The 20,992-nt window shown below is 71.8% G+C and carries 13 protein-coding genes; 8 read left to right on the forward strand and 5 right to left on the reverse strand.

The features are described from left to right. Positions 1 to 224: 224 nt before the first annotated feature. Positions 225 to 3,035 carry a preprotein translocase subunit SecA gene (secA, locus tag ACFY93_RS31235; protein WP_391365258.1) on the forward strand — a complete coding sequence of 937 codons (2,811 nt, stop codon included), beginning with the start codon at positions 225 to 227 and terminating at the stop codon, positions 3,033 to 3,035. 167 nt (positions 3,036 to 3,202) lie between these two features. On the opposite strand, the gene ACFY93_RS31240 is transcribed toward secA, so the two are convergent. Further along, positions 3,203 to 3,832, reverse strand: coding sequence for an Rv3235 family protein (locus ACFY93_RS31240; protein WP_391365259.1), 630 nt, complete (start codon positions 3,830 to 3,832; stop codon positions 3,203 to 3,205). Positions 3,833 to 4,166: 334 nt separating this feature from the next. Between ACFY93_RS31240 and ACFY93_RS31245 the strand changes: the two genes are divergently transcribed. The 5 genes from ACFY93_RS31245 (at position 4,167) to ACFY93_RS31265 (ending at position 15,514) form a co-directional block, all read left to right on the forward strand. After that, positions 4,167 to 4,682 (forward strand): DUF6912 family protein, encoded by a 516-nt coding sequence (locus ACFY93_RS31245; protein ID WP_391365260.1) that lies wholly within the window; start codon positions 4,167 to 4,169, stop codon positions 4,680 to 4,682. 198 nt (positions 4,683 to 4,880) lie between these two features. Then, positions 4,881 to 5,546: an HAD family hydrolase gene (locus ACFY93_RS31250; protein WP_391365261.1), complete on the forward strand. Its 666-nt coding sequence runs from the start codon at positions 4,881 to 4,883 to the stop codon at positions 5,544 to 5,546. A gap of 780 nt (positions 5,547 to 6,326) precedes the next feature. Continuing rightward, positions 6,327 to 11,261: an NAD-glutamate dehydrogenase domain-containing protein gene (locus ACFY93_RS31255; RefSeq protein WP_391365262.1), complete on the forward strand. Its 4,935-nt coding sequence runs from the start codon at positions 6,327 to 6,329 to the stop codon at positions 11,259 to 11,261. Between the two features lie 201 nt (positions 11,262 to 11,462). Then, positions 11,463 to 14,330 (forward strand): CDP-glycerol glycerophosphotransferase family protein, encoded by a 2,868-nt coding sequence (locus ACFY93_RS31260; protein ID WP_391365263.1) that lies wholly within the window; start codon positions 11,463 to 11,465, stop codon positions 14,328 to 14,330. Beyond that, positions 14,327 to 15,514: a glycosyltransferase gene (locus ACFY93_RS31265; RefSeq protein ID WP_391365264.1), complete on the forward strand. Its 1,188-nt coding sequence runs from the start codon at positions 14,327 to 14,329 to the stop codon at positions 15,512 to 15,514. The genes ACFY93_RS31260 and ACFY93_RS31265 overlap by 4 nt, the downstream gene beginning before the upstream one ends. A gap of 18 nt (positions 15,515 to 15,532) precedes the next feature. Here the strand turns inward: ACFY93_RS31265 and ACFY93_RS31270 are convergent, their stop codons facing one another. Next, entirely contained in the window at positions 15,533 to 16,378 is an 846-nt protein-coding gene (locus tag ACFY93_RS31270; protein ID WP_391365265.1) for an ATP-binding cassette domain-containing protein, read from the reverse strand. Then, a complete protein-coding gene (locus tag ACFY93_RS31275) occupies positions 16,371 to 17,315 on the reverse strand; it encodes an ABC transporter permease (RefSeq protein WP_391365266.1) in 945 nt (314 codons plus the stop codon). Before ACFY93_RS31275 ends, ACFY93_RS31270 begins: the two co-directional genes overlap by 8 nt. 209 nt (positions 17,316 to 17,524) lie before the next feature. Between ACFY93_RS31275 and ACFY93_RS31280 the strand changes: the two genes are divergently transcribed. Then, a complete protein-coding gene (locus ACFY93_RS31280) occupies positions 17,525 to 18,148 on the forward strand; it encodes a TetR/AcrR family transcriptional regulator C-terminal ligand-binding domain-containing protein (RefSeq protein WP_391365267.1) in 624 nt (207 codons plus the stop codon). A 75-nt stretch (positions 18,149 to 18,223) separates the two neighbouring features. On the opposite strand, the gene ACFY93_RS31285 is transcribed toward ACFY93_RS31280, so the two are convergent. Together ACFY93_RS31285 and ACFY93_RS31290 are read right to left on the reverse strand one after the other, a co-directional pair. Next, a complete protein-coding gene (locus ACFY93_RS31285) occupies positions 18,224 to 19,816 on the reverse strand; it encodes a glycosyltransferase (RefSeq protein ID WP_391365300.1) in 1,593 nt (530 codons plus the stop codon). Positions 19,817 to 19,936: 120 nt separating this feature from the next. Beyond that, entirely contained in the window at positions 19,937 to 20,434 is a 498-nt protein-coding gene (locus ACFY93_RS31290) for a MarR family transcriptional regulator (RefSeq protein ID WP_391365268.1), read from the reverse strand. A gap of 128 nt (positions 20,435 to 20,562) precedes the next feature. On the opposite strand from ACFY93_RS31290, the gene ACFY93_RS31295 reads away from it, so the two are divergent. Next, positions 20,563 to 20,976, forward strand: a complete 414-nt coding sequence (locus tag ACFY93_RS31295; RefSeq protein ID WP_391365269.1) for an Ohr family peroxiredoxin — start codon at positions 20,563 to 20,565, stop codon at positions 20,974 to 20,976. Positions 20,977 to 20,992 lie beyond the last annotated feature (16 nt).

Raw genomic sequence — 20,992 nt, forward strand, 5'->3', positions numbered from 1 at the left:
TCGGCGCACGGGTCCGGGGCTGCCGCCGGGTGACGGCATGGTTACATTTTGTCGATTCGGCGGCGGGGACGCGGCACCATCCCGGTCACCCGTCCGTTGTCCTGTTGGCTGTCCCGATCGCGGACCTCCCGGCGCGGCGGGGTCCTCGCATACGATGGCCGTTGCTCAGCCATGTCAATGGAAACCGACCGTCCCAGGCCCGACCGGCAAGGAGACCAACCCCCGTGTCCGTCCTCTCCAAGATCATGCGTGCAGGCGAAGGCAAGATCCTGCGCAAGCTGCACCGCATTGCGGACCAGGTCAACTCCATCGAAGAGGACTTCGTCGACCTCTCCGACGCCGAGCTGCGGGCCCTCACCGATGAGTACAAGCAGCGGTACGCCGACGGCGAGAGCCTCGACGACCTGCTGCCGGAGGCGTTCGCGACGGTCCGTGAGGCCGCCAAGCGCACGCTGGGCCAGCGTCACTACGACGTGCAGCTGATGGGCGGCGCCGCCCTCCACCTCGGCTTTGTCGCCGAGATGAAGACCGGTGAGGGCAAGACCCTGGTCGGCACGCTTCCCGCGTACCTGAACGCCCTCTCCGGAGAAGGCGTCCACCTCATCACGGTCAACGACTACCTGGCCGAGCGCGACTCCGAGATGATGGGCCGCGTCCACAAGTTCCTGGGCCTGAACGTCGGCTGCATCCTCGCCAACATGACGCCGGCCCAGCGCCGCGAGCAGTACGCGTGCGACATCACGTACGGCACGAACAACGAGTTCGGCTTCGACTACCTCCGCGACAACATGGCCTGGTCGCAGGACGAGCTCGTGCAGCGCGGCCACAACTTCGCGATCGTCGACGAGGTCGACTCCATCCTCGTCGACGAGGCCCGCACCCCGCTCATCATCTCCGGCCCCGCCGACCAGGCCACCAAGTGGTACGGCGACTTCGCCAAGCTGGTCACGCGCCTGAAGAAGGGCGAGGCGGGCAACCCCCTCAAGGGCATCGAGGAGACCGGCGACTACGAGGTCGACGAGAAGAAGCGCACCGTCGCCATCCACGAGCCCGGCGTCACCAAGGTCGAGGACTGGCTGGGCATCGACAACCTCTACGAGTCGGTGAACACCCCGCTGGTGGGCTACCTGAACAACGCCATCAAGGCGAAGGAGCTCTTCAAGAAGGACAAGGACTACGTCGTCATCGACGGCGAGGTCATGATCGTCGACGAGCACACCGGCCGTATCCTCGCCGGCCGCCGCTACAACGAGGGCATGCACCAGGCGATCGAGGCGAAGGAAGGGGTGGACATCAAGGACGAGAACCAGACCCTCGCCACGATCACCCTGCAGAACTTCTTCCGCCTCTACGGCAAGCTCTCCGGCATGACCGGTACGGCGATGACCGAGGCCGCCGAGTTCCACCAGATCTACAAGCTCGGCGTGGTCCCCATCCCGACGAACAAGCCCATGGTCCGCATGGACCAGTCGGACCTGATCTACCGCACCGAGGTCGCCAAGTTCGACGCGGTCGTCGACGACATCGCAGAGAAGCACGAGAAGGGCCAGCCGATCCTGGTCGGCACCACCTCGGTCGAGAAGTCCGAGTACCTCTCGCAGCAGCTCAGCAAGCGGGGCATCCAGCACGAGGTGCTGAACGCCAAGCAGCACGACCGTGAGGCGACCATCGTCGCCCAGGCCGGCCGCAAGGGCGCCGTCACCGTCGCCACCAACATGGCCGGCCGCGGTACGGACATCAAGCTCGGCGGCAACCCGGACGACCTCGCCGAGGCGGAGCTGCGCCAGCGCGGCCTCGACCCGGAGGAGCACATCGAGGAGTGGGCCGCCGCCCTTCCCGCCGCCATGGAGAAGGCCGAGCGGGCCGTGAAGGCGGAGTTCGAAGAGGTCAAGGAGCTCGGCGGTCTCTACGTCCTCGGCACCGAGCGGCACGAGTCGCGGCGTATCGACAACCAGCTGCGCGGTCGTTCCGGCCGTCAGGGCGACCCCGGCGAGTCCCGCTTCTACCTCTCCCTCGGCGACGACCTGATGCGCCTGTTCAAGGCCCAGATGGTCGAGCGCGTCATGTCGATGGCGAACGTCCCCGACGACGTCCCGATCGAGAACAAGATGGTGACCCGGGCCATCGCCTCCGCGCAGTCCCAGGTCGAGCAGCAGAACTTCGAGACCCGTAAGAACGTCCTCAAGTACGACGAGGTCCTCAACCGGCAGCGCGAGGTCATTTACGGCGAGCGTCGCCGCGTCCTGGAGGGCGAGGACCTGCAGGAGCAGATCCAGCACTTCACGGACGACACGATCGACGCCTACATCGCGGCGGAGACCGCGGAGGGCTTCGCCGAGGAGTGGGACCTGGACCGGCTGTGGAGCGCCTTCCGGCAGCTCTACCCGGTGAAGGTCACCGTCGAGGAGCTGGAGGAGGCGGCCGGCGACCGTGCCGGTCTGACCGCCGAGTTCATCTCCGAGTCCATCAAGGACGACATCCGCGAGCAGTACGCGGCGCGTGAGGAGCAGCTCGGCTCCGAGATCATGCGAGAGCTGGAGCGGCGTGTCGTGCTCTCCGTCCTCGACCGCAAGTGGCGCGAGCACCTCTACGAGATGGACTACCTCCAGGAGGGCATCGGCCTGCGGGCCATGGCGCAGAAGGACCCGCTGGTCGAGTACCAGCGCGAGGGCTTCGACATGTTCACCGCCATGATGGACGGCATCAAGGAGGAGTCCGTCGGCTACCTGTTCAACCTGGAGGTCCAGGTCGAGCAGCAGGTCGAGGAGGTCCCCGTCGAGGACGAGAAGCCCTCGATGGTCAAGGAGGACGCCGTTCCCGCGGGCGCAGGGGCGCGCCCGGAGATCCGCGCCAAGGGCCTGGACGCCCCGCAGCGTCCGGACCGGCTGCACTTCTCCGCGCCGACCGTCGACGGTGAGGGCGGTGTCGTCGAGGGCGACTTCGTCGACGACGAGCCGGTCCGTTCGGAGGCCGACGGCCTCACCCGCGCGGAGCGCCGCAAGCAGCAGAAGGGCGGCCGTCGCCGCAAGAAGTGACGCCGTGACGCGTTGACGTCGTGACATCGGGAGATGTCGTGACGTGGTGACGTCGGGAGGGCCGGGTACCTGTGGGTGCCCGGCCCTTCGGCGTCCGGCGCGGTGCCGGATCGCAGGGCTCGGCGCGGACGGGGAGCGGGGCCGACGGCGCGGCGGCGGCCGGCGGGTCAGTCGTCGTAGGAGCGGGGCATCCGGGGGCCGCCCAGCTCCACCGCGGTGCAGCGCCAGCGGTTGTCGGGAGCCTGCTCCAGACGGAACGCCATCGCGCGCAGCCGGTCGCCGGCGCCGATCCGGGCGAAGGCCTCGACCGCGCCGGGCCGGACGACGTAGTAGCCGATGTCGCGGACGACGGGGCGGGGGCCGCGGGTGCGCAGGGGACCGCGTTCCGCGAGCCAGGCGAGCTCGTCGTAGGCGCGGCCCGCGGTGTGGCGCAGCATGCAGTGGACGGGCCGCCGGCCGCTCAGTACGGCGAGGAGCAGTTCGGCGAAGACGTCGGTGGGCCGGGGAGCCGGTCCGCCGTGCGGGAGCGGTGCCGGGCGGTGCGGGCTCGGGCGGTACGGGGTCGGGCGGTCGGGGGCGGGCCGGGTCCGCGGTGTGTGTGCCGCGACGGGGGAGTCGTCGCGAGGGGAGGTGCGGGGGGCCGTGAGGGGGGCGGTGCGCTCGGCCGCCGCACGGGAGGGCGCGCTGCCGCCCGGCGCCGGGCGTGACGGGGCGGTGCCGGGGCGGCGGGTGTCGTGGCGGCCCGGCGGGCGGCCGCCGGGGTGCTGCCGCCTGGTCCTGGTCATCACCTTGTTCATACGTCGTCCCCGTTCCGCAGGGCCCGGAGCGATACCGGGCGGTAACTTGGGTGTCGAGGGATCTTGTACGAGGTCCGGGCGGGCGTCCGCAAGGACGGCCGGGGCGCGTCGGACCCGGCCGGAGGTTCACCTATCAGGGTGACGTGAGGTGTCGGGACCCGTGGCGGGACAGGGGTGTACCGGGTGAGTTGAAGGCCCCGGGGTGGACGCCGTCCGGGGGTGTGGACCGGACTCGAAAGGGGACACGCGCACGTATCCTGGAGCCCTTCCGTGAGACGGGGAACCGCCCTCCCGGGGCCTCCACGGAGCCTTCCGACTACGAAAGCGGCCAGCCATGCGCGTCTACGTCCCCCTGACCCTCTCCGGCCTCGCCGAGGCGCACAGGACGGGGCAGTTGGGGCCCGGACCGTCGGTCGCGTACGCCGTCACGCCGGCGCTGCGCGAGTGGTACGTGTCCGACGACATCGAGGAACTGGAGTACGCGGCGCTGAACCGGGCCGCGCTGGCCTCCCTGCGGCTGCTCGCGGTCGAGCCCGGGGCCGTGCGCAGGCGGGTCGTCGTCGCGGTCGACGTGCCGGACCGTGCGGCGGTGGCGGACCCCGACCGGGGCCTCGACCCGTCGGCGCTCGGCGAGGTGCGGCTCGCGGACCCCGTGCCGCTGGCCAAGGCGGCGGCGGTGCACGTCGACGCGGACGACGCCGAGGCGGACGTCACCGCCGCGGCGGACGCGCTGGGGGCGGCGGACCTCGGGGACGACGACGCCCAGTTCGTCGTGGACGGTGCGGAGGACCACGAGCTGCTGTGGTTCGCCACGCAGGAGATCCCCCACCTGGTGGGGCCGGAGGACTGAGCGGACGGGACTGAGCGGACGGGACCGAGCGGGCGGGACCGAGCGGGTGGGGTGCCTTCGTGGCGGAGGCGGTGCGGGGGGCCCGTGCGGCGTGGCGCCCCGGGTGCCTCCGCCCAGGTGTGGCGCCTCGCTCCGGCTCCGGTGTGATGTTCGGGACCAGCCCCGTGCTCATCCGGCCGGGGCGAGTATTTTCTGCGTATGGGGAAGCGCGAAGCAGCACACATCGTGTGGGACTGGAACGGAACCTTGTTCCACGACATCACGGCGATCATCGGCGCCACGAACGCCGCCTTCGCCGAACTGGGGATCGAGCCGATCACCCTGGAGCAGTACCGGGCGCTGTACTGCGTGCCGGTGCCGAAGTTCTACGAACGGCTGATCGGGCGGCTGCCGACCGATGCCGAGTGGGAACTCATGGACGCGGTCTTCCACCGGCACTACGCCGAGCACCGGGCCGCGTGCGGGCTCGCGGAGGGCGTGCCCGAGCTGCTCGCCGGATGGCGGTCGGCGGGGCGCAGCCAGTCCATCCTGAGCATGTACACGCACGACGAGCTCGTCCCGCTGGTGCGGGGGTTCGGGATCGAGTCGCACTTCGTCCGGGTGGACGGGCGGGTCGGGCCGTCCGGAGGGAGCAAGGCGGAGCACATGGTGCGGCATCTGGCCGCGCTGGCCGGGGTGGCACCCGAGCGGGTGGTCGTGATCGGTGACGCGGCGGACGACGCGGTGGCGGCGACGCATGTGGGGGCGCGGGCGGTGCTGTACACCGGGGGGTCGCACGGGCGGGCGAGTCTTGAGGTCGTGGGGGTGCCGGTGGTGGACACGCTGGAGGAGGCGGTGGGGGTGGCCGAGCGGTTGGCGGGGTGAGGGTTTCTCTCGCCCCCTCCGCCCCTTCCCTTCCCACCCCCGGGGCTCCGCCCCGGACCCGACTGGTGCCCCGCCCCTGACCCCGACTACCCGTCCCGTCCCGGGGCTCCGCCTCTGACCCCGACTACCCGTCCCGTCCCGGGGCGGGGCTCCGCCCCCGGCCCCGGCCCCGGCTCTCGTCCTCGGCTCCGGGGCCCTTCCCCGTCCAGGCCCCGGGGCTCCGCCCCCGAGCCCCGCTCCCTCCCGTCTCACCCCGCCCCGGCCCCCAGCCCCTCTCCCGTCCCGGCGCTCCGTCCCTGCCCCGGCGCTCCCTCCCGTCCAAACCCCGGTGCTTCGCCCGCCCCGCTCCTTACCCCCCGGCTGGCCGGAATGGTTCTGTGCAGAGTGGCAAAGTTCGGGCTCCGGTTTTGTACACATGCGGCTCATGACGGGGACCCGGTGCGGGGCGATAGCCTGGTGGCGTGATCAGCGCGATATTTCGCGGGGGCATCGGCGCCCCTGCCACGCGCCCGGTGAGTACGGACCACATCCGTGACCGGGCCGTCGCTGGTCCCCCCGGGCGGCCCCGGCCACCGGCCCCATGGACGCGGGCGACGCCCGTGAGGGTCCTGCCGAGAGCAGGGTCACAGTCCTCTCCGGTGTCGAAAGTGGCCGATATCCCCCCGCCCGACTCTCATTGCGGCATAGCGTCGATTCCGACCGGACACCCCGCGTCATGGCGTTACGTCACTTCGATTTCTTCAACGTCACGCAACGGCGCGCGACAGGAGCCAGAGGACCATGCAGACCAAGCTGGACGAAGCCAAGGCCGAGCTGCTCGAACGGGCCGCCCGGGTAGCTGAGAACAGCCCGGCCGGGGGGCATCTACCGACTGGGACCACGGGCGAGAGCGCACCCGACCGGGAAACCGTGCTCACGTTCCTCCAGCGCTACTACCTGCACACCGCCCCGGAGGACCTGACCGACCGCGACCCGGTCGACGTCTTCGGAGCCGCGTTCTCGCACTACCGGCTGGCCGAGAACCGTCCGCAGGGCACGGCCAACGTGCGGGTGCACACGCCGACCGTCGAGGAGAACGGCTGGACGTGCACGCACTCCGTGGTCGAGGTCGTCACCGACGACATGCCCTTCCTCGTCGACTCGGTGACGAACGAGCTGTCGCGCCAGGGCCGGGGCATCCACCTCGTCATCCACCCGCTGATGACGGTGCGCCGCGACGTCACCGGCAAGCTGCTGGAAGTCCTGAAGACCCGGCCGGCCGGCGAGCTGCCGCACGACACGTACACCGAGTCCTGGATCCACGTCGAGGTCGACCGCGAGACCGACCGCGCGGACCTGAAGCAGATCACCGCCGATCTGCTGCGCGTGCTCTCCGACGTCCGCGAGACCGTCGAGGACTGGGAGAAGATGCGCGACTCCGCGCTGCGCATCGCCGACGAGCTGCCCAAGGAGCCGACCGCCGACGACCTGCGCGACCAGGAGGTCGAGGAGGCCCGGGAGCTGCTGCGCTGGCTGGCCGCGGACCACTTCACCTTCCTCGGCTACCGCGAGTACCGGCTGCGGGACGACGACTCGCTGGCCGCCGTCCCCGGCACCGGCCTCGGCATCCTGCGCTCCGACCCGAAGCACGGCGGCGAGGACAGCCACCCCGTCAGCCCGTCGTTCGAGCGGCTGCCCGCCGACGCCCGTGCCAAGGCGCGCGAGCACAAGCTGCTGATCCTCACCAAGGCCAACAGCCGCGCCACCGTGCACCGGCCGTCGTACCTCGACTACGTGGGCGTCAAGAAGTTCGACGCCGAGGGCAACGTGATCGGCGAGCGGCGTTTCCTCGGGCTGTTCTCCTCGGCCGCGTACACCGAGTCGGTGCGCCGGGTCCCGGTCGTCCGACGCAAGGTCGAGGAGGTCCTCAGGAGCGCGGGCTTCTCGCCCAACAGCCACGACGGGCGCGACCTGCTGCAGATCCTGGAGACCTACCCGCGCGACGAGCTGTTCCAGACGCCGCCCGACGAGCTGCGCGCGATCGTCACCAGCGTCCTGTACCTCCAGGAGCGCCGCCGGCTGCGGCTCTACCTGCGCCAGGACGAGTACGGCCGCTACTACTCGGCCCTCGTCTACCTGCCGCGCGACCGCTACACCACCGGCGTGCGCCTGAGGATCATCGACATCCTGAAGGAGGAGCTCGGCGGCGTCAGCGTCGACTTCACCGCCTGGAACACCGAGTCGATCCTGTCCCGGCTGCACTTCGTGGTCCGGGTCGCGCCGGGCACCGAACTGCCCGAGCTGTCCGACGCCGACAAGGAGCGCATCGAGGGCCGGCTCGTCGAGGCCGCCCGCTCGTGGGCCGACGGCTTCGGCGAGGCGCTGCACGCCGAGTTCGGCGAGGAGCGCGCGGCCGAGCTGCTGCGCCGCTTCGGCAACGCCTTCCCCGAGGGGTACAAGGCCGACCACACCCCCCGCTCGGCCGTCGCCGACCTGGTCCACCTGGAACAGCTCACCCAGGACCCGTCCCAGGACTTCGCGCTCAGCCTGTACGAGCCGGTGGGCGCCGGTCCCGGCGAGCGCCGCTTCAAGATCTACCGCACCGGTGAGCAGGTCTCGCTCTCCGCGGTGCTGCCCGCCCTCAGCCGCATGGGCGTCGAGGTCACCGACGAGCGCCCGTACGAGCTGCGCTGCTCGGACCGTACGACCGCCTGGATCTACGACTTCGGGCTGCTGCTGCCCACCTCGCAGAGCGAGGGGAGCCACCTCGCCGAGGACGGGCGCGAGCGGTTCCAGGAGGCGTTCGCCGCGACCTGGACCGGTCAGGCCGAGAACGACGGCTTCAACGCCCTCGTGCTGAGCGCCGGGCTGAACTGGCGGCAGGCGATGGTGCTGCGCGCGTACGCCAAGTACCTGCGCCAGGCCGGGGCGACCTTCAGCCAGGACTACATGGAGGACACCCTCCGCAACAACGTCCACACCACCCGGCTGCTCGTCTCCCTGTTCGAGGCCCGGATGTCGCCGGAGCGGCAGGGCGCGGGCGTGGAGCTGACCGACGCCCTGCTGGAGGAGCTGGAGGCCGCGCTCGACCAGGTCGCCTCGCTCGACGAGGACCGGATCCTGCGCTCCTTCCTCACCGTCATCAAGGCCACCCTGCGCACCAACTTCTTCCAGCACACCGAGGAAGGCACGCCGCACGCCTACGTGTCGATGAAGTTCGACCCGCAGGCCATCCCGGATCTGCCCGCGCCGCGCCCGGCGTACGAGATCTGGGTGTACTCGCCGCGTGTCGAGGGCGTGCACCTGCGGTTCGGCAAGGTGGCCCGCGGCGGTCTGCGCTGGTCCGACCGGCGTGAGGACTTCCGCACCGAGATCCTCGGCCTGGTCAAGGCGCAGATGGTCAAGAACACGGTGATCGTGCCGGTGGGCGCCAAGGGCGGCTTCGTCGCCAAGCAGCTGCCCGACCCGTCCGTGGACCGGGACGCCTGGCTCGCCGAGGGCATCGCCAGCTACAAGACGTTCATCTCGGCGCTGCTCGACATCACCGACAACCTGGTCGCCGGTGAGGTCGTCCCGCCCGCCGACGTCGTCCGCCACGACGGCGAGGACACCTATCTCGTCGTCGCCGCCGACAAGGGCACGGCGACGTTCTCGGACATCGCCAACGAGGTCGCCGAGGCCTACGACTTCTGGCTCGGCGACGCCTTCGCCTCCGGCGGCTCGGCGGGTTACGACCACAAGGGCATGGGCATCACCGCCCGCGGCGCCTGGGAGTCGGTGAAGCGGCACTTCCGGGAGCTGGGCGTGGACACCCAGACCGAGGACTTCACCGTCGTCGGCGTCGGCGACATGTCCGGCGACGTGTTCGGCAACGGCATGCTGCTGTCCGAGCACATCCGCCTGGTCGCCGCCTTCGACCACCGGCACATCTTCATCGACCCGGTCCCGGAATCGGCGACCTCGTACGCGGAGCGCCGCCGGCTGTTCGAGCTGCCGCGCTCCTCCTGGGCGGACTACGACACCTCGCTGCTGTCCGCGGGCGGCGGCATCTTCCCGCGCAGCGCCAAGGCCATCCAGATCAACGCGCACATCCGCGAGGCCCTGGGCATCGAGGGCAACGTCACCAAGCTGACCCCGGCCGACCTGATGCGGGCGATCCTCGCCTCGCCGGTCGATCTCCTGTGGAACGGCGGCATCGGCACCTACGTCAAGGCGAGCACCGAGTCGCACGCGGACGTCGGCGACAAGGCCAACGACGCGATCCGTGTGGACGGCGCCGACCTGCGCGTCAAGGTCGTCGGGGAGGGCGGCAACCTCGGCCTGACCCAGCTCGGCCGGATCGAGTTCGCCCGCGCGGGCGGAAGGATCAACACCGACGCGATCGACAACAGCGCCGGCGTCGACACCTCCGACCACGAGGTGAACATCAAGATCCTGCTCAACTCGGTCGTCACCGACGGCGATCTGACCGTCAAGCAGCGCAACAAGGTGCTCGCCGAGATGACCGACGAGGTCGGCGCGCTCGTCCTGCGCAACAACTACGCGCAGAACCTGGCGATCGCCAACGCCCTCGCCCAGTCCGGGAGCATGCTCCACGCGCAGCAGCGGTTCATCCGCCACCTGGTGCGCGAGGGACACCTCGACCGGGCGCTGGAGTTCCTGCCCGCCGACCGGCAGATCCGCGAGCGGATCAACGCCGGACAGGGGCTCACCGGTCCCGAGACGGCCGTACTCCTCGCCTACACGAAGATCACGGTCGCGGAGGAGCTGCTCACCACCTCGCTGCCCGACGACCCGTATCTCGCGGGCCTGCTCCACGCGTACTTCCCGACGGCGCTGCGCGACGGCTTCCGCGAGCAGATCGAGGCGCACGCGCTGCGCCGCGAGATCATCACGACGGTGCTGGTCAACGACACCGTCAACACGGGCGGGACGAGTTTCCTGCACCGGCTGCGGGAGGAGACCGGGGCCTCGCTGGAGGAGATCGTCCGGGCGCAGACCGCGGCCCGCGCGATCTTCGAGTCGAGCGCCGTCTGGGACGCGGTCGAGTCGCTCGACACCGTCGTCGACGCGGAGGTGCAGACCCGGATCCGGCTGCACTCGCGCCGGCTCGTCGAGCGCGGCACGCGCTGGCTGCTGAACAACCGGCCGCAGCCGCTGCAGATCGCGGAGACGATCTCGTTCTTCGGAGCGGGCGTCCGGCAGGTCTGGTCGGAGCTGCCGAAGCTGCTGCGCGGCGCGGACCTGGAGTGGTACCAGTCGATCCACGACGAGCTCTCGGGCGCGGGGGTGCCGGAGGAGCTGGCGACGCGCGTGGCCGGTTTCTCGTCGGCCTTCCCGGCGCTGGACATCGTCGCGGTGGCCGACCGCATGGGCAAGGACGCGATGGACGTCGCCGAGGTCTACTACGATCTCGCCGACCGTCTGGGCATCACCCGGCTCATGGACCGCATCATCGACCTGCCGCGCTTCGACCGCTGGCAGTCCATGGCCCGCGCGTCGATCCGCGAGGACCTGTACGCGGCCCACGCGGCGCTCACCGCGGACGTGCTGGCCGTCGGCAATGGCACGTCCACCCCTGAGCAGCGCTTCAAGGCGTGGGAGGAGAAGAACGCGGCGATCCTCGGACGGGCGCGCACGACCCTGGAGGAGATCCAGGGCTCGGACACCTTCGACCTCGCCAACCTGTCCGTCGCCATGCGGACGATGCGGACGCTGCTGCGTACGCACGCGTAGTCGCCGGACGTCGCCTGTACGTCGACGGAGCGCCCCGGGCCGGGAACGGTCCGGGGCGCTCCCGTTTCCGGCCCGGAACACCCCGCTCCCCGACCCCGCGTGCCGCGCGTGCGCAACGGGGCGCGTGGCCACGGGGGCGCGTGTCCACGAATGGCGCAATACGCCTATACCATCAGATCAGTCATATCTAGCATCTATGAGATGAACGTGGATCCGCGTCGTCCGCTCGCCGCGTCCGTCGTCGTGATCGTCTACAACGACGCGGAGAGGCTGCCCACGGCCGTCCGTTCCGTCCTGGACCAGACGCTGCGCGGCGTCGAGGCCGTCGTCGTGGACGACCACAGCACCGACGGCTCGTACGAGGTGGCCCGGCGGCTGGCCGCCGAGCACCCCGGCCGCGTCCGCGTCCTCAGGCTCCCCGAGAACAGCGGCGGCTGCGGTGCCCCGCGCAACCTCGGCATCCGCGAGGCCCGCGGCGACCACGTCCTCTTCCTCGACAGCGACGACGTGCTGGAACGCAACGCCTGCCGCAATCTGGTCGAGGCCGCCGAGACCACCGGCGCCGACCTCGTCTCCGGCCTGTGCGTGCGCGTCCACGTCGACTCGCGCACCCGTAAGGAGGTGAAGTGGTACCCCTGGCTCTACGAGCGCACCCGCACCCTGGAGTCGGTCTCCGAACTGCCCGACCTGCTCGTCTACGACACCCTGTCGACGAACAAGTGCTACCGCAGGCGGTTCCTGCTCGACGAGGGCCTGGGGTTCCCGGTCGGCATCCACTACGAGGACCTGCTGTTCTCGGCCCGTGCCTACGTGGCCGCCCGCCGCATCACCCTCGTCCCCAACCGCGTCTACGACTGGCGGATCACCGACCACGCGACGGCGAAGTCGATCAGCAACCGGCGCGACGAGATCGCCAACTTCGCGCACCGCATGGAGATCCACCGCCAGGTCGACCGACTCCTCGCGGACCGGGGCCTCGGCGAGCTGAAGTTCCGCAAGGACGTCAAGTTCCTCAAGCACGACCTCGTACTGCACCTGCGTGAACTGCCCTTCCGGGACGCGGCGTACCGCCGGGAGTTCGCCGCGCTCGCCCGGCCCTACCTGGAGTCGGTCGACCGCGCCGCCTTCGACGAGGCCGAGCCGGTCCACGCCGTCTGCGCCTACCTGCTCGAGCGCGGCGACTGGGACAACCTGCTGCCCGCCGTGGACACCCTCAGCAACCGCGACAAGATCTCCTCACCGCTCGTCGAACGCGACGGACGCGTGTACTGGTGCGCCGAGCACCTCGACGACCCCTTCGGCCGGCACGTCCTGGACGTGACCGGCCTCGGCCACCACGCCCGGCCCCTCGACCGGATGTTCCTGCGCAACGCGCTCACCTCCTTCACGCACAGCGGCGGCACCGTCCGGCTCGCCGGGCGCATCACCAACCCGCTCGGCGTCGTCCCGCCCGGCGCCCGGCTCCGCGCGGAACTGCTCTTCCACGCCCGCAGGCCCGGCGTGCGCTTCCAGACGTTCCGCTTCCCCGTCGCCACCGTGCGGCACGAGGGGGACACCCTCGCCTGGGAGGCCACGGCCGACCTCGGCGGACGGCTGCGGCCGCTCGGCATCGTGGACGCCGTCTGGGACGTACGGCTGCGCCTCGACGCCGACGGCGTGCGGACCACGACCCGCCTCACCGCCCCCGCGACCGGAGTGAGCGGCGGCTCGCTGCCCGTCCGGCCCCGGCTCGGCCGGCTCGTGGCCGACCGGATCGAACCGGGCGTCTCCGTCCGCGGCCACCTCGCCTTCCGCCTCGTCCCGGACAAGCGGGCGAACGCCCTCGTCCTGCGCGGGGTGCACGGGCCGGCGGGCCGGCTCGCCAAGTCCGGCGTCCGCGGGGTCAGGACCGTCCGCAAGCGGCTCACCTCGGGACCGGCCCGGATCCGCCTCTACCACGAGGTGTACAGCCGCCTGCCCGTCAGGAGGCGCCTCGTCGTCTTCGAGAGCCACCTGGGCCGCCAGTACAGCGACAGCCCCCGCGCCCTCTACGAGGAGATGCGCCGCCGGGGACTGGAGTTCGACGCGGTGTGGTCGTACGCGACGAGCCCCGAGGGGTTCCCCGCCGACGCCACCCTGGTGCGCCGCTGGTCCCTGCCGTACCTCAGGGCGCTCGCCCGGGCCGCGTTCTGGATCGACAACCAGAGCTATCCGCTGAAGCTGGCCAAACGGCCCGGCACCACCTACCTCCAGACCTGGCACGGGTCCGCGCTCAAGCGGATGGGATTCGACGAGCCCGAATGGAAGCTGAAGCCCCGTCCGGCGCAGGAGGACCAGCAGCGCGTCCTGGACCGCTTCGACCGGTTCCTGATCCGCTCCGAGCACGACGTACGCACCCTGGCGCGGGCGTTCCGGCTGAAGGAAGGGACCCTGCTGCGCGTCGGCTACCCCCGCAACGACGCGCTCGTACGGGCCCGGGAGAAGGAGCGGGCCTCCGGGCGGCGCGAACGCGGGCCGCTCGCCGCCGAACTGGGCATCCCCGCCGACCGCGCCGTCCTGCTCTACGCCCCGACCTTCCGGGGGCGCGCGGACAAGCAGCGGCGGTTCACCCTGCCCTTCGACGTCGAACGGTTCGCCGACACCTTCGGCGACCGCTACGTCCTCCTGGTCCGCTCGCACTACCTCAACCACGTCGTGCTCCCGCCGTCCGTGCGGGGCCGCGTCGTCGACGTCACCGCACACCACGACATGACCCCGCTGCTGGCGCTCGCCGACGGGCTGATCACCGACTACTCGTCCGTGATGTTCGACTACGCCCTCCTCGACCGGCCCCTGTTCTTCCTCGTCCACGACTACGAGGAGTACGTGGTCGAGGGCCGCGGCACCTACTTCGACCTGCTCGACCGCGCCCCCGGCCCCGTCCTGCGCACCGAGGACGAACTGCACGCGGCCCTCGGCTCGCTGGACGAACAGCGCGTCAAGTACGCCGCCGCGCGCGAGCGGTTCGTCGCGGACTTCGGCGAGTACGACCGGGGAAGGGCCGCGGCCGACGTCGTCGAGCAGTTCTTCGCGCACTGGAGGCCCACGTGACCACGCAGACGCAGGGCGACGCGACGAGCGAGCGGTACGAGGGGGACGGCCGGGACGTCTTCTTCGTCTCCAACAGCGTCGACGAACTGGGCGGCGTGACCAGTTGGTCGCACCAGATGGCCCGCCTGTTCCTCGGACGCGGCCACCGCGTCCACGTCATCGGCATCACCGAGCCCGAAATACCCCAGGACATCGGCGACGTCCCCTACCCGACCACGACGCTGTACGACGTCCATCCGCCTCAGCCGCCCTCCGCGCGCGGCCTCAGGAGCCGGTACGGCCCCGCCCGGCGCAGACTGCGCGCCCGGCACGCGGCCGGGATGCGGGAGCGGGCACGGACGCTCACCGCGCTGCTGCGCACCGCGCGCCCCGGCGGGATCGTGATCGTCACCCAGGTGTGGGCCATGGAGTGGGTCGAGCTCGCCGACACCTCGGGGCTGACCGTCATCGGCATGAGCCACGAGTCGTACGCGTACGCGCGGGCCTCGTCGCGCCACGGCCGGGTGCTGCGGCACTACCGGGACGTCGACCGGATGCTGTCGCTCACCCGCGAGGACGCCGACCTGTGGATCCGGCAGGGCATGAACAACGTGTCCTTCATGCCGAACCCCCTTCCGTTCCTGCCCGAGACGCCCTCGCCGCGCACCGGGAAGGCCGTCGTCAGCATCGGCCGGCTGCACGACCAGAAGGGCGTGGACATGCTTCTCGACACCTGGGCCGAGGTGGCGCCCCGGCACCCCGACTGGGTGCTGAGGATCTACGGGACCGGCGAGGACGAGGAGACGCTGAAGCGGCAGTGCACGTCCCTCGGCCTCGACGACAGCGTGGAGTGGCGGGGCCGCACCGGCGACGTGCCGGGCGCCCTGCGCGGCGGCTCCGTCTTCGTGCAGTCCTCGCGCGGCGAGGGCTTCCCGCTCGCCCTGATGGAGGCCATGGCGACCGGCGTGCCCTGCGCCGCCTTCGACTGCGCGCCCGGCGTCCACGAGATCGTCCGCGACGGCGAGGACGGTCTCCTCGCCACCGTCGGCAACACCTCCGAACTCGCCCGCCGGCTCGACACGCTGATGTCCGGCAAGGAACTGCGCGACCGCATGGGCGAGGCGGCGCGCGTCAACATCCGGCGCTACTCGACGGACGCGATCGTGCGGCGCTGGGAGGACCTGTTCGCGTTCCTGGAGAGGTGACGGCCCGCGCGGTGCTGCCTATTTCCTTCCGCCGCCCTTGCCGGAAGCGCCGCCCGTGAACGCCTCGTACTCCTTGACGACCTCGTCCACCGGTCCGTCCATGCGCAGCTCGCCGCGCTCCAGCCACAGGACCCGGTCGCAGGTGTCGCGGATCGACTTGTTGCTGTGGCTGACCAGGAAGACCGTGCCGGCCTCCTTGCGCAGCTCGCGGATGCGGGCCTCGGAGCGCTTCTGGAAGGTGCGGTCGCCGGTCGCCAGTGCCTCGTCGATCATGAGCACGTCGTGGTTCTTGGCGGCCGCGACGGAGAACCGCAGCCGCGCCGCCATGCCGGAGGAGTAGGTGCGCATCGGCAGGGTGATGAAGTCGCCCTTCTCGTTGATGCCCGAGAAGTCGACGATCTCCTGGTAGCGCTCCCGGATCTGCTCGCGGGACATGCCCATCGCGAGCCCGCCCAGGATCACGTTGCGCTCGCCGGTCAGGTCGTTCATCAGGGCCGCGTTGACGCCGAGCAGCGAGGGCTGGCCGTCGGTGTAGACGTGCCCGCTCTCCACCGGGAGGAGGCCGGCGACGGCCTTGAGCAGCGTGGACTTGCCGGAACCGTTGGTGCCGATCAGGCCGATGGCCTCGCCGCGGTACGCGGTGAAGGAGACGTTCCGCACGGCGTGCACCGTACGGACGCCCGCCGCCCGTTCCGCCTTCCCGCGCCGCAGGATGCGGTTGAGGGCGGCGGTGGCGGTGCCGCGGCCGGCGCCGGTGCCGTTGACGCGGTAGACGATGTCGACGCGGTCGGCGATGACGGTGGGAACGCGCCCGGCGGTGCTCGGGGAGCTGCCCGCGCGTTCGGGAGTGAGGGTCTCAGCCACGTCCGTAGGTCTCCTCGGCCTTCCAGAACCAGACGAAGCCGCCGACGCCCGCGAGCAGCGCCCAGCCCGTCGCCAGCGCCCATACGTGCGGCGGCAGCTGCTCCGCGCGGAAGCTGTCGATCAGCGCGAACCGCATCAGGTCGATGTAGACGGCCGCCGGGTTGCAGCGCAGCACCAGCAGCACGGCGTCCGGCAGGTCCTGGTGGCGCAGCACCCGCTCGATGCTCCACATGACACCGGAGACGTACATCCAGGTGCGCAGCAGGAACGGCATCAGCTGCGCGATGTCCGGCGTCCTCGCGCCCATCCGGGCCATGACCATCGCGACACCGGCGTTGAAGAGGAACTGGAGCGTGAGCGCGGGGACGACCAGCAGCCAGGACGCGCGCACGGGCACACCGAAGCCGAGCAGGATCACGCCCAGCGCGGCCATGGAGAACAGCAGCTGCTGGAGCTGCTGGAGGCAGTACGAGACGGGCAGCGCGGCGCGTGGGAAGTGCAGGGCGCGCACCAGGCCGAGGCTGCCGGAGATCGCCCGGGTGCCCGCCATGATCGAGCTCTGGGTGAACGTCCACACGAACACGCCGGTGACCAGGAAGGGCACGTAGTCGGGCACGCCGTGCTTGGTGCCCATCAGGATGCCGAAGATGAAGTAGTAGACCGCCGCGTTCAGCAGCGGGGTCGCCACCTGCCAGACCTGGCCGAGCTTCGCCTGGCTGTACTGGGCGGTGAGCCTGGCGGTGGCGAACGCGGTGATGAAGTGGCGCCGCGCCCACAGCGCGCGGACGTACTCGGGCAGCGAGGGGCGGGCCCCGCTGGCGGTCAGCCCGTACCGGGCGGCCAGCGCGGCGGCGGACTCGGCGGGCCCGGCCGGCGGGCCGGGCTCGTGACCCGGGGGCCCGGCCGCGGCCGGCGGGGGCTGGAGTACCTGGCTCACATCCGCTGCTTTCGCTAGGGGGTGTCTGACACTTGCCCGCGGCGCCGCGGCGCCTGGCACCCCCTGGGGGGGGGTCGCCGAGAGGCGGCTCCGGTACGTCGGAACGGCACCGTATCGTCGCGTCGCAATCGGGAGCCTAGGGGGCCCGTACGTCGGAACGCAACCGTTTCGTCGTAACGGCGTTCGGGCGCCTGCCTATGCTGGTCCGCATGACGACGAACGCCGACGACACCCGTACCCCGCGCCGCAGGGCCCCCGCCGGGGCGGCCGTGCTCCGCGAGGACGTGACCGAGGCGATCCGCTCCGCCGTCTTCGGGGAGCTGGCGGCCGTCGGCTACGCCCGGATGTCCATCGAGGGCATCGCGCGCCGGGCGGGCGTCGGCAAGACCGCGGTCTACCGCCGCTGGCGCTCCAAACTGCACCTGGTCCTCGACCTGGTCTCCGCGGTGGCCGTGCAGGGACTGCCCGCCCCGGACACCGGCTCCCTGGAGGGCGACCTCCGCCTCCTGTACGAGGTGACCGCCCGCGCGCTGCGCCACCCCGTGGCCGGCCAGATCATCCCCGACCTCCAGGCGGAGGCGGCCCGCAGCCCCGAGATCGCCGAGGCCCTGCAGAAGGCGCTGCGCGAGGGCCAGCAGGGCGCGGCCAGCGGCATCGTGGCGGCGGCGGCCGCGCGCGGCGAGGTGCGCGGGGACCTCGACGAGGACCTGGCCCTCGACCTGATCTCCGGCCCGCTCTACTGGCACTCGGTGGTGGTGCGCGCCCCGAAGCCGCCCGCGTCCTACCTGCCGAGCCTGGCCCGCGCCACGGCGGCGGCGCTCAGGGCGCTCTGAGCCGAGCCCTCCGGGCACCTGGTACGCGGGGTCCGTCGGGTCCGTGGGGTGCGCGTCCGGTCGGCGTTCCCGGTCTCAGCGGAACAGGCGGCGGAGCCTGCGGCGTACGACGGAGGCGAGTCCGCGGGCACCGGGGGCCAGGCGCAGGGCCAGGGAGCCCGCGTGGGTGGCGTACGGCTGGGCGAGCAGCACGCCGTGCCTCGCGCCGACCATGACGTGGCGGCGCAGCAGGCCGGGGCCCGTGACGGCGTGGGCGGTGGTGTCGCGGCTCGTGCCGTCGAGGAAGCGCACGCCGATGCGCAGGTCCCAGGTGCCCGCGCCGAGCGCCGCGAGCTCCACCGGCGTCTCGGCGGACCAACTGCTGAAGTCCGGGTCGGGCACGAGGGCGACCGTGCGGCGCAGCCCCGGCCGCCGGTCCTCCCGGTGTACGAACTCGACGTCCATCCACGCCGGTCCCGCCTCCGCCATCCGCCCGTACAGCTCGTGCAGGCGCAGCCGCAGCCGTGCCGCACGCGCGCGTGGACGCAGTTCCGCGTCGACGGCGAGGGGCAGCAGGTGCATGGGGCGTACGAGGAGGTGGTCCAGCGGGACCTGCGGGAGGTCGGCCGACCACACCGGGCTGCCGTCGGCGGCCCGTGCGTACGGCGGGCGGAGCCGGGACGGGCGGGCCGCCAGCTCCCTGAGCCGGGGCAGGTCGCGGGGTTCGGGCGAGGCGAGGACCACCCGTGCGACCAGCCGGCCCGGGGCGGGTGCCCGAGCGAAGTCGGCCTCGTCGAAGGTGGCCAGGTACGCGCGCGTGTGGTCCCACCACGCGCGGCGGTACTCGGGGCCGCGCAGGCCGAGGTCCCGCGCGTACATCCGCAGGCCGTGGTCGAGGAACCGGGCGCGGGCCGCGTGGGCGAGACGCTTCTCCCCGGCGTCGAGCAGGATCCCGTGCGCCTGCCGGTCGGCTTCGGTGCGGGCCCGCCAGTTGCCGATGCCCGCCCGGTCGAGGGAGATGGACAGCTGCCGCGCGGATCTGCGCACGTGCCAGACGTAGACCGGGTCGGGGACGAGGGCGACACGCGGGCGGGCCGCCAGCACGCGCGCGGTGAAGACGAAGTCCTCGTAGGGGAAGCGGCCCTCGGGGAAGCGGATGCGGTGCTCGCGCAGGAAGTCGGCGCGGTAGAGCTTGTTGACGCAGAGGGTGTCGTGGACCAGCCGGGTGTGCCGGGCCGGGCGGGTGACCAGGGCGTGGCGCGCGTACAACTCGGGCAGCCACGGCGTCTCGCGGCCGCCGGGCAGTTCGCGCCGCAGGCACAGTCCGGCGGCGACCTCCGTGCCGCCCTCGACGGCCGCCCCGAGGAGCGCGTCCACCGCGCCGGGCGGCAGGACGTCGTCGCTGTCGAGGAACATCACGTACGGGGCGCGGGCCGCGTCGATCCCGTCGTTGCGGGGGCTGCCGCAGCCGCCGCTGTTCGCCGACCGGTGGATCACCCGGAGCCGGGGCTCGCCGGCGGCGAGGCGGTCGAGGAGGGCGCCGCTGCCGTCCGTCGAGCAGTCGTCGACGGCGATCACCTCACGCACGGACGGACCCTGCGCGAGCGCCGAGCCCACCGCGTCGGACACATGGGCGGCGTCGTCGAACCCGATGACGACGACGCAGACCCGCGGGAAGTGAGGGTGCATGAGGTCCACGAGCCGAATGGTAGGCGTTTGCGCGCAAATATCCGTTAGGTCCGACTTCGCGGACCGGCTCGGCGGCCCCGGCGGAGCCGGGCCGCGCGGTCGGCGCCCTCCCGGCGGCGGCTACACGGCGCCCGGGGTCTCCTCCAGCGCCGCCGCGTCCAGCGCCGACGTCAGCAGGTCGAGGCGGGCCCGCAGATCGCGGATCTCCTCCACCGCGAAGCCCGTCGCGGCGGCGATCCGGCGCGGTACGAGCAGGGCGCGCTCGCGCAGCGCGGTGCCCTCGCCGGTGAGGTGGACGTGGACCGAGCGCTCGTCCAGGGTGCTGCGCTCGCGTCGCACGAGACCGGCCGCCTCCAGCCGCTTGACCAGTGGTGACAGGGTGCCCGAGTCGAGCCTCAGGTGCTCGCCCAGCTTCTTGACGGGCAGCTCGCCCCGCTCCCACAGGACCAGCATCACCAGGTACTGGGGATAGGTCAGTCCGAGGTCCTTGAGGAGTACGCGGTAGAGGCTCCCGAAGGCGCGCGACGCGGCGTGCAGCGAGAAGCAGACTTGCTGGTCGAGCCGGAGGAGGTCCCCGTCCGACGGGGACGCGGGGCCCGGAGTGGGCGTGACGGTCATGGTTCCAGGATAGCTCTTCGCGGGCAAGATGGTTGTGCACAATTGAATTGCGTGCTCTACTTATGGTCGTGAGGCGGCCGGAGGACGGGCCGCCCGGCCACGATGTTGATCCGAGAGGGATGGTCTCCATGGACGCGCTCTACACCGCTGTCGCCACCGCCACGCACGGCCGCGAGGGTCGCGCCGTCAGTTCCGACGGCACGCTCGACCTCCAGCTGGCCCCGCCGGTGGAGCTCGGCGGCAACGGAGAGGGCACCAACCCCGAGCAGCTGTTCGCCGCCGGATACGCGGCCTGCTTCGCCAGCGCCCTCGGTGTCGTCGGCCGCCGGGCGAAGGTCGACGTCAGCGAGGCCGCCGTGACCGGCGAGGTCGGCATCGGCAAGCAGGGCGAGGGCTTCGCGCTCGCCGTCACGCTCCGCGTGGAGCTGCCCGACTCCGTCGACGCCGAGACCGGCCGCGAGCTCGTCGACCAGGCCCACCAGGTCTGCCCGTACTCCAACGCGACCCGCGGCAACATCCCCGTCGAGCTCATCGTCGAGTAGTCCGCCCCGGACCGGC

Origin of the sequence: Streptomyces sp. NPDC008313, assembly GCF_042956125.1 — a bacterium.
Lineage (GTDB): Bacteria > Actinomycetota > Actinomycetes > Streptomycetales > Streptomycetaceae > Streptomyces.